22 protein-coding genes are annotated in these 15,045 nt (G+C 43.0%); 21 read left to right on the forward strand and 1 reads right to left on the reverse strand.

Annotation, left to right across the window (positions count from 1 at the left end; all coding sequences use genetic code 11):
• Window positions 1–468: 468 nt before the first annotated feature.
• Together BC792_RS13215 and BC792_RS13220 are read left to right on the forward strand one after the other, a co-directional pair.
• Window positions 469–1,656, forward strand: coding sequence for a serine hydrolase domain-containing protein (locus BC792_RS13215; RefSeq protein ID WP_148909494.1), 1,188 nt, complete (start codon window positions 469–471; stop codon window positions 1,654–1,656).
• A 102-nt stretch (window positions 1,657–1,758) separates the two neighbouring features.
• The gene (locus BC792_RS13220; RefSeq protein ID WP_148909495.1) at window positions 1,759–2,118 is read left to right on the forward strand and encodes a CoA-binding protein; all 360 of its coding nucleotides are present in this window, start codon (window positions 1,759–1,761) and stop codon (window positions 2,116–2,118) included.
• Between the two features lie 62 nt (window positions 2,119–2,180).
• Here BC792_RS13220 and BC792_RS18730 read toward each other — a convergent pair whose 3' ends face one another.
• Window positions 2,181–2,306: a hypothetical protein gene (locus tag BC792_RS18730; RefSeq protein ID WP_262713454.1), complete on the reverse strand. Its 126-nt coding sequence runs from the start codon at window positions 2,304–2,306 to the stop codon at window positions 2,181–2,183.
• A 177-nt stretch (window positions 2,307–2,483) separates the two neighbouring features.
• Here BC792_RS18730 and BC792_RS13225 point away from each other — a divergent pair, with 177 nt between their 5' ends.
• From BC792_RS13225 to rplF, 19 genes are all read left to right on the forward strand, one after another.
• Entirely contained in the window at window positions 2,484–4,964 is a 2,481-nt protein-coding gene (locus BC792_RS13225) for a glutaminase family protein (protein ID WP_246155059.1), read from the forward strand.
• Between the two features lie 331 nt (window positions 4,965–5,295).
• A complete protein-coding gene (locus tag BC792_RS13230) occupies window positions 5,296–5,856 on the forward strand; it encodes a hypothetical protein (RefSeq protein ID WP_148909496.1) in 561 nt (186 codons plus the stop codon).
• 145 nt (window positions 5,857–6,001) lie between these two features.
• Complete coding sequence (locus BC792_RS13235) at window positions 6,002–6,562, forward strand: hypothetical protein (protein ID WP_148909497.1); 561 nt, start codon at window positions 6,002–6,004, stop codon at window positions 6,560–6,562.
• An 815-nt stretch (window positions 6,563–7,377) separates the two neighbouring features.
• On the forward strand, window positions 7,378–7,995 hold the full coding sequence (gene rplC / locus BC792_RS13240; RefSeq protein WP_148909577.1) for a 50S ribosomal protein L3: 618 nt from the start codon (window positions 7,378–7,380) through the stop codon (window positions 7,993–7,995).
• A gap of 5 nt (window positions 7,996–8,000) precedes the next feature.
• Complete coding sequence (gene rplD, locus BC792_RS13245) at window positions 8,001–8,630, forward strand: 50S ribosomal protein L4 (protein ID WP_148909498.1); 630 nt, start codon at window positions 8,001–8,003, stop codon at window positions 8,628–8,630.
• Between the two features lies 1 nt (window position 8,631).
• Window positions 8,632–8,922 (forward strand): 50S ribosomal protein L23, encoded by a 291-nt coding sequence (gene rplW / locus BC792_RS13250; RefSeq protein ID WP_148909499.1) that lies wholly within the window; start codon window positions 8,632–8,634, stop codon window positions 8,920–8,922.
• Window positions 8,923–8,928: 6 nt separating this feature from the next.
• Window positions 8,929–9,753 carry a 50S ribosomal protein L2 gene (gene rplB / locus BC792_RS13255; protein ID WP_148909500.1) on the forward strand — a complete coding sequence of 275 codons (825 nt, stop codon included), beginning with the start codon at window positions 8,929–8,931 and terminating at the stop codon, window positions 9,751–9,753.
• A complete protein-coding gene (gene rpsS / locus BC792_RS13260) occupies window positions 9,753–10,019 on the forward strand; it encodes a 30S ribosomal protein S19 (RefSeq protein WP_037498931.1) in 267 nt (88 codons plus the stop codon). The genes rplB and rpsS overlap by 1 nt, the downstream gene beginning before the upstream one ends.
• Before the next feature lie 7 nt (window positions 10,020–10,026).
• Window positions 10,027–10,458: a 50S ribosomal protein L22 gene (gene rplV, locus BC792_RS13265; RefSeq protein WP_148909501.1), complete on the forward strand. Its 432-nt coding sequence runs from the start codon at window positions 10,027–10,029 to the stop codon at window positions 10,456–10,458.
• A gap of 12 nt (window positions 10,459–10,470) precedes the next feature.
• The gene (gene rpsC, locus BC792_RS13270; protein ID WP_148909502.1) at window positions 10,471–11,244 is read left to right on the forward strand and encodes a 30S ribosomal protein S3; all 774 of its coding nucleotides are present in this window, start codon (window positions 10,471–10,473) and stop codon (window positions 11,242–11,244) included.
• A 53-nt stretch (window positions 11,245–11,297) separates the two neighbouring features.
• On the forward strand, window positions 11,298–11,720 hold the full coding sequence (gene rplP, locus BC792_RS13275; protein ID WP_002997490.1) for a 50S ribosomal protein L16: 423 nt from the start codon (window positions 11,298–11,300) through the stop codon (window positions 11,718–11,720).
• 95 nt (window positions 11,721–11,815) lie between these two features.
• On the forward strand, window positions 11,816–12,034 hold the full coding sequence (gene rpmC / locus BC792_RS13280; RefSeq protein WP_148909503.1) for a 50S ribosomal protein L29: 219 nt from the start codon (window positions 11,816–11,818) through the stop codon (window positions 12,032–12,034).
• Window positions 12,035–12,048: 14 nt separating this feature from the next.
• Window positions 12,049–12,303 (forward strand): 30S ribosomal protein S17, encoded by a 255-nt coding sequence (gene rpsQ, locus BC792_RS13285; protein WP_136900226.1) that lies wholly within the window; start codon window positions 12,049–12,051, stop codon window positions 12,301–12,303.
• Window positions 12,303–12,671 carry a 50S ribosomal protein L14 gene (rplN, locus tag BC792_RS13290; protein WP_002997484.1) on the forward strand — a complete coding sequence of 123 codons (369 nt, stop codon included), beginning with the start codon at window positions 12,303–12,305 and terminating at the stop codon, window positions 12,669–12,671. The genes rpsQ and rplN overlap by 1 nt, the downstream gene beginning before the upstream one ends.
• Window positions 12,672–12,673: 2 nt before the next feature.
• A complete protein-coding gene (gene rplX / locus BC792_RS13295) occupies window positions 12,674–13,015 on the forward strand; it encodes a 50S ribosomal protein L24 (RefSeq protein ID WP_148909504.1) in 342 nt (113 codons plus the stop codon).
• Window positions 13,015–13,584 (forward strand): 50S ribosomal protein L5, encoded by a 570-nt coding sequence (gene rplE, locus BC792_RS13300; RefSeq protein WP_148909505.1) that lies wholly within the window; start codon window positions 13,015–13,017, stop codon window positions 13,582–13,584. Before rplX ends, rplE begins: the two co-directional genes overlap by 1 nt.
• Window positions 13,577–13,846 carry a 30S ribosomal protein S14 gene (rpsN, locus tag BC792_RS13305; protein ID WP_148909506.1) on the forward strand — a complete coding sequence of 90 codons (270 nt, stop codon included), beginning with the start codon at window positions 13,577–13,579 and terminating at the stop codon, window positions 13,844–13,846. Before rplE ends, rpsN begins: the two co-directional genes overlap by 8 nt.
• Before the next feature lie 223 nt (window positions 13,847–14,069).
• The gene (gene rpsH, locus BC792_RS13310) at window positions 14,070–14,468 is read left to right on the forward strand and encodes a 30S ribosomal protein S8 (RefSeq protein ID WP_148909507.1); all 399 of its coding nucleotides are present in this window, start codon (window positions 14,070–14,072) and stop codon (window positions 14,466–14,468) included.
• Between the two features lie 21 nt (window positions 14,469–14,489).
• Window positions 14,490–15,044 (forward strand): 50S ribosomal protein L6, encoded by a 555-nt coding sequence (rplF, locus tag BC792_RS13315; protein ID WP_148909508.1) that lies wholly within the window; start codon window positions 14,490–14,492, stop codon window positions 15,042–15,044.
• Window position 15,045 lies beyond the last annotated feature (1 nt).

Consider the following 15,045-nt stretch of genomic DNA (forward strand, 5'->3'; position numbering starts at 1 on the left):
CTCACTTCGTTCAGACAAGGAACGGTTCTTGACGGCTATTATGGCGGCCCGCTGACGCAGTCGAACCGATGCCGGTCCTTTCCTCCCGCACAAGGCTGCCTTTCCATAGAGTTTAGCCGTAAAGTTGTCGATTTGTAAAGTCGTGAAGTGAAAGGCTAATAGCGGATGGCAGATGGCTATTGGCAAATGGCTATAAGCCGTAAAGTAGTGGATTTGTAAAGTCGTGAGGTGAAGTTAGATGAGTGAGATTTCTCACTTCTCAATACTCACTTCTCAATACTCACTTCTCAAATCTCAAATCTCACATCTCCCATCTCCCATCTAATTTCTAACTTCCATCACGGATATTTCCGGCAAAAAATATGCGGTAAACACTTTACTGTGATCTTTTTGTTGATTTTTCTGTTTATTAATACTATTTTGGAGAATTCAGAACAGATATGTGTAACGTAAATTTGAGGTAGACTAGTGAGACGATTTTTTTTTAGCATCGCCGTCATAAGTGTAGTAGTAGCGGTGGGAGCCTGCTCTTCGCCCGAGGCAAAGCAAAGACAGTTAGAACAACGACAGGAAGAAAAGGACAGCATAGCGTTGCAATACGATCCTGCAGACGCAGATAAGGAAGTGGATGCTTTTATGCAGAAGCTTCATCAAAAATCGGCCTTTAATGGAAATGTGCTTATCGCAAAGAAAGGGAAGATCATCTATCAGAACTCTTTTGGTTGGGCAGACTACCTGTTGAAAGACAGTTTAAAAATCACTTCTAAATTTGAGTTGGCGTCGGTATCTAAGCCCTTAACGGCCCTCGGGATACTGAAGCTCGTTGAAAATGGTACGCTGAAACTAGATCAGACCGTAAACGACTTTTTTCCCGATTTTCCGTACCCCGGTATAACCCTGCAGATGCTGTTGACCCATCGCAGTGGGCTGCCCAACTACATATATTTCGCGGAGGGCGTATGGAAGGATAAAAAGAAAGGTATGAGCAATATGGATGCCATGGATCTGCTTATCCAGCACAAGCCCGCCCGCTATGGTGTGCCCAACGGGCGGTTTCATTACAACAACTCGAATTTCATGGTCTTAGCCTCGGTTATCGAAAAGGCTACAGGTAAAGATTTTGGCGTATACATGAAAGAAACCGTATTTGATCCCGCCGGCATGAAAAATACCGCGGTACTCTCGAAGGCGGTATACGAAAAGATACCTACAGACGTCGTAGGCCACGACAAGGTGTGGCGCCGCTCCGTCGTGCAGAACTATCTTGACGGCCCCGTTGGCGACAAAGGCATTTATAGCACCGTTCAAGACTTGTTCTTGCTGGATATCGCCTTAAAAGAAGGGCGTATTGTCAGCAAAGCAATGCTCGATTCGGCATACGTTCCCCGAAATGATGCTAAGAAAAGCCTATTTAGCTACGGGTATGGATGGCGGACATTTTCCCCCAAAGAGGCACAGATTGTCTATCATACCGGGTGGTGGCATGGCTTCCGGAACCTGTATGTCCGCGACCTGACAGATGATATTACGATCGTCCTCTTATCCAATATGGCTAACGGAAGTTTGGTGAAATTGGACGACTTGTATAAAATCTTAAAAATGCCTATTTTGAGGCAAAATGCTTACAATGCCAACGGTGATTTTGTCGTTAACTGATGTGGACTGTTGTCAAGGAGAGAGACACTAAGTGTTGAAAGCTTACGAGCTCATCTACACAATTGAAAATTTAAACACGCTTAGATAACTATAACTATTCTGATGAAAAAGACGCTTATTTTAGGTGCAAGTACAAATCCTGCCCGGTATGCTTACCTGGTTGCCAATAAACTCGTGCGTAAAGGATACCCGATTGTTAACGTAGGAAGGAAAAAGGGATCGGTCGCCGGCGTGGAGATTGAGGAAATGGGCGAGATTCATCCCGATATAGACACCATCACCATGTACGTGGGGCCTCAGAATCAAGCTCCGTATTACGATTATATCCTGAAAACCAAACCGAAGCGGGTTATATTCAATCCTGGGGCGGAAAACGAAGAGCTAAAGGCGAAGCTCGAAGCAGCGGGTATAGAACCGGTAGAGGCCTGTACCTTAGTCATGCTGAATACAGGACAATATTAAAACATATCCAGATTTACGTCGGACGACGGATCCCCGGTACTCACGTGCTGGGGATTCTTTTTTTAGGGCGTGTGGCAGTCTATGTTACCGTCATCGTTTATACCATCCTTCCTGTGCGGAGAAGCGGCACTAAAGACCGTTCCCCCTACGTCGGCCATCAGCATAATCGGAGCCGGGAAAGATAACATGGCCGGTAGGATTTTTATCCAACCACTGCTATTGGTCCTGCGGCTGCGTCTATCCGCAACCGGAAAAATGAACAATTTTTGCCATTTTTTGAATATTATGTGGTGCTTGTAAGCGGCTTTCTTGTTGTATCTTTACGTACCGGTTATTAACTATATGTTACTATATTAAATCAAAGTATGATAGAACCAAACAATTTTAGGAAAGGAAAAGGCATATGCTTCTGGCTTTTCGCTTCGATGCTATGTATATTAACGGCTTATGCTCAGGACAACCAAGCTCGAAAAGCGCCGGCATATCCCCTGATTACACATAATCCAAATTTTAGTATTTGGTCGACCAGTGATGTATTGACGGATAAAGCGACAGAACACTGGACCGGCGTTGCGCATGGCTTGACCGGCTATATCGAGGTGGATGGTACCTTATATCGTTTCATGGGTAAAGACGCTCCTCACTATAAAACGATAATACCGCATGCTGAAGAAGGTAAAACGCAGGTGAGCTATACAGTGGACGGTCAAGATAAAGGATGGAGTGCGTTAGACTTTAAAGCGTCTGCCTGGAAGGAAGGACCGTTGCCCATTTCCGATAATAAAGTCGTAGGAGGGACATTTTGGGATTCGGATAATATCTGGGTAAGACGGGAATTTTTGCTGGACCAAGTGAATATAGACGAACCACTGTATCTGAAATTACACCACGACGATAATATTGAGGTCTACCTGAACGGTTCACCGATTTTTGAGAGAGAAGGCTGGAATCATCGCTTTGAATACTTCGACATTTCGTCCAAAGGCAAAGCACTTTTGCGCGCGGGTAAAAATGTGTTGGCTATACACCTAAAAAATACGGCCGGTGGCCGCTTTCTGGATTTTGATTTGGTAACCAAACTGCCGTCGGACAGGGAGGCGGTTGCGGTCGCAAAGCAAACAGGGGTGGAGGTCCATGCTACACAGACCATTTATACCTTTGCATGCGGCGGTGTCGCTCTGAATGTTACTTTCACCTCGCCGCTATTGATGGAAAATCTTGATCTCTTATCGAGGCCTGTTTCTTACATCTCATACCAAGTGGTTTCGACGGATGGAAAGCAACATGCGGTCAAGATTCACCAAGAAGTGTCTTCGGATATAGCGGTCTATATGGCCGACCAACAGGAGGTGCAGGGATGGGCTTACAATGATGGCGGACTTTCCATATTAAAAACGGGGACTGTTGAGCAGCCGATTTTGCAGAAGGCCGCCGACGATATGCGCATTGATTGGGGCTACTTATATGTGGCGGTTCCGTCGGGCAAAAATGTCAGACAGTCTGTGTCCGGACACGACAGACAGGAATCATCTGGGTCGGCCGCGTACCGTGGAAAATCGTTATCCCTGCATACTGAATTTTCGTTAGGACAGGTGGGCGCTAAATCGGTGCACCGCTTTTTAACGATAGGATACGATGAAGTTACGGCCATCCAGTATTTTAATGAGAATTTACGTCCTTGGTGGAACAAGAACGGCAATCGCTCTTTCGAGACACAGCTACATGCCGCGGCCAAGGAATACAAAAAGTTGATGCGACAGTGTGCCGATTTTGATAGCACGTTGAAGCGACAAGCAAAGGAGGCTGGCGGAGAGAAATATGTACATCTGGCTGTCTTGGCTTATCGGCAAAGCATCGCCGCCCATACCTTGGTCGAAAGTCCGAAAAAGGAGGTGCTTTGGCTTTCCAAAGAGAACAACAGCGGTGGGTTCATCAATACGGTAGATGTCACTTACCCCTCAGCACCTTTATATCTAATCTACAACCCGATCCTATTACAGGGCATGTTGAATGGTATTTTTTACTTTAGTGAGAGTGGGAAATATCCGCATCCGTGGGCCGCGCACGATTTAGGCACGTATCCATTGGCAAACGGACAGACATACGGAGAACCGATGCCGGTGGAAGAGTCCGGAAATATGCTGATCCTGACAGCAGCTATAGCCCGCGCGGAAGGAAATGCAAAATACGCACAAAAGCATTGGAAGGTTTTAACCCAGTGGGCGGATTATCTGGTAGCGGAGGGGCTGGATCCGAAAACCCAGCTGTGCACCGACGACTTTGCAGGTCATCTTGCCCGCAATGCCAACCTATCGGTCAAGGCCATTATGGGAATAGCAAGCTATGCGCGCCTGGCAGAGATGTTAGGCTTGGATGATGTCGCCCTAAAATATCGGAAAATTGCAGAAAACATGGTGTCGAAATGGATGGTTCTGGCAGACGCCGGCGACCATTATGCATTAACTTTCGACGACCCGAACACTTGGAGTCAGAAATATAATTTAGTTTGGGATAAAGTGCTGGATTTCGGCCTGTTCCCGAAGCATGTGGTTGATCGGGAGATTGCTTATTACCTTCCGCGGATAAAGCGTTACGGTTTACCATTGGATAGCCGGAAGAACTATACAAAGAATGATTGGATCGTATGGACGGCAACACTCGCTGATGATCAGGAGACGTTTGACAAATTCATTGATCCGCTATTCCGTCATGTGCTGGAGACGCCAAGCCGCGTTCCGCTAAATGACTTTTACGATGCAACAACCGGAATACGGGAGAATTTCAAGGCACGCAGTGTCGTGGGAGGCTTTTATATGAAGCTGTTGGCTGAGAAGTGGGGCGACTAACGACAGACAGCCTATTTAATGCTCCCGTTGTCGGCACATCTTTGTGAGCCCTGCCTGTCAGAAGCGTGGCAATACCACACGAGGGGCAGGAGTATCCGGTAGATCGAGCGGACATCGGCACTTACCCACGATGGTATGTGCCGATGCTTCTATAGCTAGTCATTCAAGTGGTCAGACTGTCCTTCAATAAATTCAGAAGGATTGTCCAAACGGACTGTAGAAGAAAGTAGCCTTTTCACACATGAGCTCCTTTTCGATGATTTGCAAGTAAAACATACCATCTTTTTATTACCTTTGATGATAAGGATAATGATAACCAGCAATTTAAATTATGAAAAGGATTTCCTTTAGCGTAGCCATGGTAATATCTACATCTGTTATTTTTCATGGGAAGGCTCAAACCCAAAAAGTCGATAATTGTGATTTTTTTGATGCTGTAGTAAACAATCATAATCAGATCTTTCAGTATTCAGGGATTCCTTCAGCCGTTGAAGTGATTTTAAAATACTGTAAAGCAGTTTATTTTGACTATTACGATTTGCAAAATGAATGGAAAAACAAAGCTGATGGTTCTTTTCGTGACTTTGACAATAAAGAACTATATGGTATTACCTTTTCTCAAAAATTTAATTTACCCCGGGATGCAAATTTTCCGATAGATAGTCTTTTTCAAACTATAGAAAATGAATTAAAATCTGGCAAAAAGGTAGTTATCGCTCTGCAGGTGGAGACGGGCTGGTCTATTTTTGTCGTCTATAAAGAAAGTCTGGATGGAGAATTCGTTTCATACAGCAAATATGGCAGCCATACAACAATAGTTAGAAATACAAAAGAAATGGTGAGAAAGTCTAACGGTACGGAAATCATGACTTACACCACCCCTCGTTTGTAGCGAGAGGACGCCTCTCTTACGGCACATTGGAACCTGTTGCTTTTCTTTCTAACAAAAAGTGATAGATATAGAAGTAAAAAAAAGCGAAATAAAGACGTCCTTTGTAAAAGCTGGACTGAAATAATAATCAAAAATTACCTAGGTTATGAAAAAGCTGCTCTTTAGTTTAGCCATGTTAATATCCACGCCTGTTATTTTTCATTTGAAGGCCCAATCACAAGAAGTTGATAGTTGTTATTTTTTTGATACCGTCGTGAATAACCACAATCAAATCTTTCAATTGTCCTGTATTCCATCAGCTGTCGAAATGGTTCTAAAGTACTATAAAGTCGTAAAATTTGATTATTACGATTTGCAAAATGAATGGAAAAACAAAGCCGATGGTTCTTTCCGCGACTTTGACAATAAGGAACTATACGGCTTTACTTTTTCTCAGCGGTTTGTTATGCCTCGGGATGCAAACTTTCCGATAGATAGTCTTTTTCAAACTATAGAAAACGAATTGAAGTCTGGTAAAAAGGTAATTATCTCACTTCCATCGGACACGGGCTGGCATATGTTCGTCGTCTGCAGACAAGCTCCGGACGGGGAGTTTGTTTCATACAGTAAGCTCGGAAGTCATACATTGATAGTTAGAAATACAAAAGAAATTGTAAGAATGGCTAACGGGACGGAAATCATGACCTATACCTCTCGTCGTCTGTAGCTAAGGGGATACGCTCTTCTTGATAATCTGATAGCCTTGCATAGACCCTGGTCGATCGCTGATATTATAATAGGGTTCGAAATAGGTTTTAATTTTTCAATTTTCTGTTTAGGAGGTGGTTTTTATTTCTTTGCCAACTCCTGTTGGAATTTGTATTGAGATTTCTTCGGGAGTTGTTCGAGACCTGTTCGAGTCTTGTTCGACTGGGCTTCGACAGCTGTTCGACTGCTCTTCGGCTGCGAGTCGAAGGACAGTCGAAGCTCTCCCGAAGGACAGTCGAAGCGCTGCCGAAGCTGTCCCGAATAGGAGTCGACGCCGCCTCGGAGCGTACCCGAACAGCACAACCGAATCGGATAAATTTCTACTCCACAGACCTCATATGCCTTCAGTAGGTTTTAAGTACTCCTTGAAGTACTGATGAAGTACTATTTACGCAACCGTTGCGTAAGCGAAAAAAGGTGCAGTTAGTGTACGGGGAGTGTACGGGGAGTGTACGGAAAAGGTACTAAAAAGGTACTAGAGAGGTACTACAAAGGTACGGGCATGGCCTACGCTCGTACCTTCCCCGTATTTTTTTGCCGGAACAGTCGTAAAGATATAATGTAATCGCGTGTAATGGACTACACTTTAACGTGGAAGAAGTCGAGGGTTTTTCCGAGTTACGATCTTTTGGAGAACATAAATAAAAAAAAATAATTAACTAATTGTTTGACAGTTATAAAAATGTTTGTACTTTTGCAGTCCCTTATTGGGAAAAGTATGTCTTGAGCGAAGCCCTACTGCTTCGATGGACTTTAATTAATTTAATTTATAACATGTCAGGAATTATTGGTAAAAAAGTAGGAATGACCAGCCTGTTCGATGCGGAAGGGAAGAATATCCCTTGTACAGTAATTGAGGCTGGGCCGTGCGTGGTAACGCAGATACGTACGGTTGAAAAGGATGGCTATGCAGCTGTTCAGCTTGGCTATGATGATGCCAAAGAAAAGAACACTACGGCTCCTTTAAAAGGACACTTCGCAAAAGCGGGAGTGACTCCTAAGCGTAAGCTAGTTGAATTCAAAACTTTTGAAGATGAGAAACAACTAGGAGACATCGTGGATGTAACTATTTTTGCCGAAGGTGAGTATGTAGACGTAGTCGGTACTTCCAAAGGTAAAGGTTTCCAGGGTGTAATGAAGCGTCACGGATTTGGTGGTGTAGGTGGTGCGACTCACGGTCAGCACAACAGGCTACGTGCTCCAGGTTCATTAGGTGCTTCTTCTTGGCCTTCGCGTGTATTCAAAGGGATGCGCATGGCGGGCCGTACAGGTGGTGACAGGGTAAAAGTTCAAAACTTACAAGTGTTGAAAGTGTACGCTGAGCAAAACCTAATTGTTGTTAGTGGTTCCATTCCGGGAGCTAAGGGTTCATATGTAATCGTAGACAAATAGTAGAGATGGAAGTTAACGTATTAAATTTATCAGGTAAAGAAACAGGTGCCAAGGTGCAACTACCTGAGTCGGTATTCGGTGTAGAGCCAAACGACCATGCGATCTATTTGGATGTGAAACAATACTTAGCGAACCAGCGCCAAGGAACTCACAAATCAAAACAACGTAATGAAATCGCGGGTTCTACTCGTAAATTACACAAACAAAAAGGTACTGGTGGTGCTCGTGCGGGTTCTATCAAATCTCCATTGTTTAACGGTGGTGGTCGTATCTTCGGACCTCAACCCCGCGACTATAGCTTTAAATTGAATAAAAAATTAAAGCAGGTTGCGCGTAAATCAGCGTTGAGCTACAAAGCACAGGAAAACAATATTTTGGTGTTGGACGAAGTAAACTTCGATACTATCAAAACCAAGAATTATGTGGCTTTAATTAACGCGTTAAACGTAGCTGACGAAAAAACCTTATTGGTATTGCCAGCTTACAATAACAATGTTTATTTATCAAGCAGAAACTTGAAGAAAACGAAAGTAATTGCAGCTTCCGATTTGAACACGTACGATGTGTTGAACGCTACAAAGCTTTTGTTGACGACTGATTCTGTTAAAACTTTGGAGGAAGCATTCGCTAAGTAATATGGAAATTATTAAAAAACCTATTTTGACTGAGAAAGCTTCGTTATTAACGGAGAAATTAAACCGTTATGCTTTCAAAGTAGATCACAGAGCTAATAAGATTCAGATCAAACAAGCTGTTGAAGAGATGTTTGGCGTAACTGTAGTTGCTGTAAACACTGCAGTCGTTGCTGGAAAAGCAAAAAGCCGTTACACAAAAGCAGGTTTCGTTTCTGGAAGAAGCCCTAAGTATAAAAAAGCCATCATCACGGTGAAAGATGGTGAAACTATTGACTTTTACAGTACACTATAATAAGAAATGGCAGTTAAAAGATTCAAACCGGTTACCCCTGGTACTCGTTTCAGAGTAGGTGCTGATTATTCAGACGTTACAACTAACGTTCCTGAGAAATCATTAGTAGTTAGCATCAAGAAGTCAGGCGGTCGTAACAATACCGGTAAAATGACTATGCGTTACATCGGTGGGGGACACAAAAAATCATACCGATTAATTGATTTCAAACGCGATAAAAAAGATGTCCCTGCAACAGTTGCCACTATCGAGTACGATCCAAATCGTACAGCACGTATTGCTTTATTGCACTACGCTGATGGTGAGAAACGTTATATCATTGCTCCTGCTGGTTTAACAGTAGGTCAGACAGTGGTAGCAGGAGACACAGTAGCCCCGGAAGTTGGTAATACATTGCCACTGGCAAACATCCCATTGGGTTCTATCATTCACAACATTGAATTGAATCCAGGTCAAGGAGGTTCCATTGCACGTTCCGCAGGAACATATGCGCAATTGTCTGCTCGTGACGGTAAGTATGCCATCATTAAATTGCCTTCTGGCGAAACACGTATGATTTTATCAACGTGTGTTGCAACGATCGGTTCTGTATCAAATGCAGAGCGTGCTAACCAGGTATTGGGTAAAGCAGGTCGCAAGCGTCACTTGGGCCGTCGCCCTCGCGTACGTGGTGTGGCAATGAACCCAGTAGATCACCCAATGGGTGGTGGTGAAGGTCGTGCTTCAGGAGGTCACCCTCGCTCACGTACAGGTGTGTTGGCTAAAGGTTACAAAACACGCTACAAGAAGAAAACATCGAATCGTTACATCATTGAGAGAAGGAAAAAATAATGGCTCGTTCAATTAAAAAAGGTCCTTATATCGATCACAACTTAGAAAGAAAAGTTCTTTCTATGAATGAAACAAACAAGAAGTCAGTAATTAAGACTTGGTCTCGTAGATCAATGATTTCACCTGATTTTGTTGGCCATACCTTCGCAGTGCACAACGGGAATAAATTTATCCCTGTTTATGTAACAGAAAATATGGTTGGTCACAAGCTTGGTGAATTCGCGCCTACGCGTACATTCAAAGGCCACGCAGAAAAGAAAAAATAATTAGGTAATGGAAGCAACAAAGAAACTTAAGAAATCTGTCCTTATTAGACAGCGCAAAGAGCAGGAAAAAGCTCAAGTAGGAGGAGCTTCTACTGCCAAGTTATTGAACTGCCCTACTTCGCCGCGTAAAATGCGCCTAGTAGTGGATCTTATCCGTGGCGAGAAAGTGGAGACCGCTCTTTATATCTTGAAACACACAGGAAAAGAAGCAGCTGCCCGTGTTGAGAAATTATTATTATCAGCTATTAAAAACTGGGAAGCTAAAAACGAAGGTGCTTCGTTGGAAGACAGTGCTTTATTTGTAAAAGAGATATCGGTAGGCGGAGGTCGTCAACTGAAAAGGTTACGTCCAGCTCCGCAAGGCCGTGGTTATAGAATCCGTAAACGTTCAAACCATGTAACTTTGGTAGTAGACAGTTTAAACAACGTTAACAACTAATTTATTATAAGAATGGGACAAAAAGCAAATCCAATAGGTAGCAGATTAGGTATCATCAAAGGATGGGACTCTAATTGGTTCGGAGGCAACAACTATTCTGATAAGTTAGTTGAGGACGAAAAAATCAGAAAATATCTTTCTGTACGTATCGCAAAAGGTGGTGTAGCAAAAGTTGTTATTGAAAGAACTTTGAAACGCATCACGGTTACAATTCACACGGCACGTCCAGGTATCGTTATCGGTAAAGGCGGTCAGGAAGTTGACAAGATCAAGGAAGAGTTGAAGAAGTTGACAAAAAAAGACGTTCAAATCAACATCTTTGAGATCAAACGTCCTGAGCTTGACGCGAAATTGGTTGCAGAAGGTATTGCAAAACAATTGGAAGCCCGTATTTCATTCCGTCGTGCCATGAAGACAGCTATCGCGTCTACGATGCGCATGGGGGCTGAAGGTATCAAGGTAATGTGTTCTGGCCGTTTAGGTGGTGCCGAGATGGCGCGTACCGAGCAGTACAAGGAAGGAAGAACTCCGCTACACACGTTGCGCGCAGATATCGATTATGCGTTGGCAGAAGCGTTGACTACATATGGTAAGATCGGTGTGAAAGTGTGGATCTGTAAAGGAGAAGTTTACGGTAAACGTGATTTGTCTCCGAACATCGGACAGACTTCCAACACGAAGACACGTGGCGGAATCGAAGGCGGCGAGCGCCGTGATAACCGCAAAGGCGGTGGTCGTGGCGGAAACCGTGGTGGTAATAACCGTGGTGGAGCGAGAAAAGGTTAATTAATTTATTAGATTGAATTTTATCTGTTTTTACAGATTTTAATAATACGAACATGTTACAGCCAAAAAGAACGAAGTTCAGAAAGATGCAGAAAGGACGCATGAAAGGTAACGCTTCCCGTGGAGCGGAATTAGCTTTCGGTTCTTTCGGTATCAAGTCACTGGAGCCAGCATGGATCACTAGCCGTCAGATTGAGGCTGCACGTATTGCCGTGACACGTTATATGAAGCGTGAAGGTCAAGTGTGGATCCGTATCTTCCCTGACAAACCCGTTACGAAAAAACCTGCAGAGGTACGTATGGGTAAAGGTAAGGGTGCTCCTGAATACTGGGTAGCCGTAGTACGCCCAGGCCGTATGTTATTTGAAGCAGAAGGCGTGCCTTTAGAGGTTGCTAAAGAAGCTTTGCGTTTAGCTGCTCAAAAATTACCGGTTCAAACTAAGTTTGTTATACGTAGAGATTACGTAGAAGCATAAAAATCGTCGGTAATGTCAATGGTTTAAGTCTTGTGGCCGTTACCCGCAAGACTATCATCAACCGAATTGATAACCCGACACAACACTGAAAGAAAATGAAAAATTCAGAAATCATCGAATTATCACAAGAGGAACTTACAGCTCGTCTTAAGGAAGAGAAAGCTGCTCTTAACAAGTTGAAATTTGCACATGCTGTTTCTGCTATTGAGAACCCTAACGCGATCAAGGCAGCGCGCAAGACTATCGCCCGTATCTCAACTGAGATATCGAAACGTAGAATTGCTGCTAAATCTGAAACAGCCGCTGAGGCATAAAAAGTAAAGTCGAAATGGAAAGAAAATTAAGAAAAACAAGAATCGGCTTAGTAGTTAGCAACAAGATGGACAAGTCTATCGTAGTGGCTGTTGAACGTAAAGTGAAGCACCCCATCTACGGTAAGTTCGTGAAAAAAACTACTAAATTCAAAGCTCATGACGAAACAAATACCTGCGGTATCGGCGATACGGTATTAATCATGGAAACTCGTCCGCTGAGTAAGACAAAGAACTGGAGATTAGTTGAAATTTTAGAAAGGGCTAAATAATGGTACAACAGGAATCAAGATTAAATGTGGCCGACAACTCAGGAGCTAAAGAGGTTTTAGTGATCCGTGTATTGGGCGGTACGCGTAAGCGTTATGCATCTATCGGTGATAAAATTGTTGTTACCGTAAAAAGCGCTTTACCTTCTGGAAACGTGAAAAAAGGATCAGTTTCTAAAGCGGTAGTTGTACGTACGAAAAAAGAAATCCGTCGTAAAGATGGTTCTTATATCCGTTTTGATGACAACGCTGCAGTATTATTAAATAATAACGATGAACCACGCGGTACGCGTATTTTCGGGCCAGTAGCCCGTGAGCTACGCGAGAAGCAGTTCATGAAGATTGTATCACTAGCACCGGAGGTTTTATAATTATGGCACAGAAGACACAAACAACTCACAAAATCAAAATTAAAAAAGGTGATTTAGTGAAAGTTATCGCTGGAAACTCTAAAGGTGTTCAAGGAAAAGTATTGCAAGTTTTAGTGGATGCTAACAGAGCAGTCGTTGAAGGCGCTAACATCGTTAAGAAACACACTAAACCTAGCGCAGCTAATCCTAACGGTGGTATCATCGAAAAAGAAGCTGCAATCCACATCTCAAACTTAGCTTTGATCGATCCAAAAACAGGTGAACCTACCCGTGTCGGTCGCAAAGTTAATGCAGATGGCAAAATTGTTCGTTACGCAAAAAAATCAGGGGAGGAAATTAAATAATGACTTACGTACCAAGATTAAAAGCGAAATATGCGGAGGAAATCCGTACTGCGCTTAAAGAAAAATTCCAGTATAAAAGCGTTATGCAAGTTCCGAAACTGGAGAAGATCGTTGTATCGCAAGGTGTTGGTGCTGCTACAGCTGATAAGAAATTGATCGATAACTCTGTTTCAGAGTTGACATTGATCACCGGTCAGCAAGCCGTTCCTACGAAATCTAAAAAGGATATTTCGAACTTCAAATTGCGTAAAGGCATGCCGATTGGTGCACGTGTAACATTGCGTGACAATAACATGTACGAGTTCTTAGACCGTTTGATTTCTGTGTCGTTGCCTCGTATCCGCGACTTCCGTGGTATTAACGACAAGGGATTTGATGGAAGAGGTAACTATAATTTGGGTATTACAGAACAAATTATCTTCCCTGAGATCAACATTGATAAAATCAACAAGATCCAAGGTATGGATATTACTTTCGTAACTTCTGCAGACAACGATGTTGAAGCGTTGGAGTTATTGAAGCAGTTCGGTTTACCATTCAAAAATCAAAACACAAACAACAATGGCTAAAGAAGGATTAAAAGCACGCGAACTAAAGCGTCAGAAATTGGTAGCTAAATATGCAGAGAAACGTGCGGCATTAAAAGCAGCAGGTGACTACGCAGCTTTGGATAAGTTGCCAAAGAATGCTTCCCCGGTACGTTTGCACAACCGTTGTAAACTAACTGGTCGTCCAAGAGGATATATGCGTCAGTTCGGTATCTCCCGCGTAACTTTCCGCGAGATGGCATTAGACGGCAAGATCCCGGGAGTGAAAAAAGCTTCTTGGTAATCAGAAAAAAAAGATTTACTTTTGCCCGGATAAACCCCGAAAGGGTTTATCTGGTTTTTTCGTTAAGATAATAGGTTATTTATTTTGACGGACGAGAGACTTGCATAATCATGTCATGTGATGGCATGAGGTGCGTAGTTTTCCTACTAGTAATTTATTAACAGACAACAGGTCCGGTTCTTCGGTTAGGGCGGGAAACCATTGTCATAATTTTAATCATATAATGAATACAGATCCAATAGCGGATTACCTTACACGAGTAAGGAATGCCATTAAGGCCAACCACAGGGTTGTTGAAATTCCTGCATCGAACCTTAAAAAAGAGATCACGAAAGTTCTTTTTGACAAAGGTTACATTGCTAATTACAAATTTGAAGAGAATGGTCCTCAGGGTAACATTAAAATTGCCTTGAAATACCATCCGATTAGCAAAATTCCGGCTATTCGCACTTTGACACGTGTGAGTAAACCTGGTTTAAGAAAATATGCAAGTGTGGACAACCTCCCTCGCGTGTTAAATGGCTTGGGCATTGCTATCTTGTCGACTTCCAAAGGAGTAATGACAGATAAAGAAGCTCGCTTACACAACGTAGGTGGTGAGGTTTTATGTTACGTTTATTAATCTAGGTAAAAACACAAAGAAATGTCAAGAATTGGAAAAGCGCCTATCGCTATTCCTTCGGGAGTAACGATCACTGTATCCGATAAGAATCTGGTAACAGTAAAAGGACCAAAAGGCGAATTAACACAACAGGTAGATCGTGATATCACGGTTAAGCAAGAAGATGGGCAAATCTTGGTTACACGTCCTACTGATCAGAAAAAACACAAAGCGTTACATGGTTTGTACCGCGCCCTACTTAACAACATGGTTGTAGGCGTTACAGAAGGTTACAAAACTACGCAAGAGCTAGTCGGTGTAGGTTACCGTGCAACGAACACAGGTAATACATTGGAGTTGACTTTAGGTTTCTCTCACCAGATTGTTTTTGTATTGCCAAAGGAAATTAAAGTAACAACAACTGCTGAAAAAGGAAAGAACCCGACGATTATTCTGGAGTCTGCGGACAAACAATTAATCGGTCAGGTTGCCGCGAAAATCCGTAGCTTCCGTAAACCGGAGCCTTACAAAGGAAAAGGTATCAAGTTTGAAGGTGAAGTGTTAAGAAGAAAAGCAGGTAAATCAGCTAAAAAATAAT

Origin of the sequence: Sphingobacterium allocomposti (assembly GCF_008124885.1) — a bacterium.
Lineage (GTDB): Bacteria > Bacteroidota > Bacteroidia > Sphingobacteriales > Sphingobacteriaceae > Sphingobacterium > Sphingobacterium allocomposti.

Coding starts and splice junctions, on each gene's coding strand:
- BC792_RS13220 (WP_148909495.1), top strand. CDS start 1,759: ATGAAAAAGACGCTTATTTTAGGTGCAAGTACAAATCCTGCCCGGTAT.
- BC792_RS18730 (WP_262713454.1), bottom strand. CDS start 2,306: ATGTTATCTTTCCCGGCTCCGATTATGCTGATGGCCGACGTAGGGGGA.
- BC792_RS13225 (WP_246155059.1), top strand. CDS start 2,484: ATGATAGAACCAAACAATTTTAGGAAAGGAAAAGGCATATGCTTCTGG.
- BC792_RS13230 (WP_148909496.1), top strand. CDS start 5,296: ATGAAAAGGATTTCCTTTAGCGTAGCCATGGTAATATCTACATCTGTT.
- BC792_RS13235 (WP_148909497.1), top strand. CDS start 6,002: ATGAAAAAGCTGCTCTTTAGTTTAGCCATGTTAATATCCACGCCTGTT.
- rplC (WP_148909577.1), top strand. CDS start 7,378: ATGTCAGGAATTATTGGTAAAAAAGTAGGAATGACCAGCCTGTTCGAT.
- rplD (WP_148909498.1), top strand. CDS start 8,001: ATGGAAGTTAACGTATTAAATTTATCAGGTAAAGAAACAGGTGCCAAG.
- rplW (WP_148909499.1), top strand. CDS start 8,632: ATGGAAATTATTAAAAAACCTATTTTGACTGAGAAAGCTTCGTTATTA.
- rplB (WP_148909500.1), top strand. CDS start 8,929: ATGGCAGTTAAAAGATTCAAACCGGTTACCCCTGGTACTCGTTTCAGA.
- rpsS (WP_037498931.1), top strand. CDS start 9,753: ATGGCTCGTTCAATTAAAAAAGGTCCTTATATCGATCACAACTTAGAA.
- rplV (WP_148909501.1), top strand. CDS start 10,027: ATGGAAGCAACAAAGAAACTTAAGAAATCTGTCCTTATTAGACAGCGC.
- rpsC (WP_148909502.1), top strand. CDS start 10,471: ATGGGACAAAAAGCAAATCCAATAGGTAGCAGATTAGGTATCATCAAA.
- rplP (WP_002997490.1), top strand. CDS start 11,298: ATGTTACAGCCAAAAAGAACGAAGTTCAGAAAGATGCAGAAAGGACGC.
- rpmC (WP_148909503.1), top strand. CDS start 11,816: ATGAAAAATTCAGAAATCATCGAATTATCACAAGAGGAACTTACAGCT.
- rpsQ (WP_136900226.1), top strand. CDS start 12,049: ATGGAAAGAAAATTAAGAAAAACAAGAATCGGCTTAGTAGTTAGCAAC.
- rplN (WP_002997484.1), top strand. CDS start 12,303: ATGGTACAACAGGAATCAAGATTAAATGTGGCCGACAACTCAGGAGCT.
- rplX (WP_148909504.1), top strand. CDS start 12,674: ATGGCACAGAAGACACAAACAACTCACAAAATCAAAATTAAAAAAGGT.
- rplE (WP_148909505.1), top strand. CDS start 13,015: ATGACTTACGTACCAAGATTAAAAGCGAAATATGCGGAGGAAATCCGT.
- rpsN (WP_148909506.1), top strand. CDS start 13,577: ATGGCTAAAGAAGGATTAAAAGCACGCGAACTAAAGCGTCAGAAATTG.
- rpsH (WP_148909507.1), top strand. CDS start 14,070: ATGAATACAGATCCAATAGCGGATTACCTTACACGAGTAAGGAATGCC.
- rplF (WP_148909508.1), top strand. CDS start 14,490: ATGTCAAGAATTGGAAAAGCGCCTATCGCTATTCCTTCGGGAGTAACG.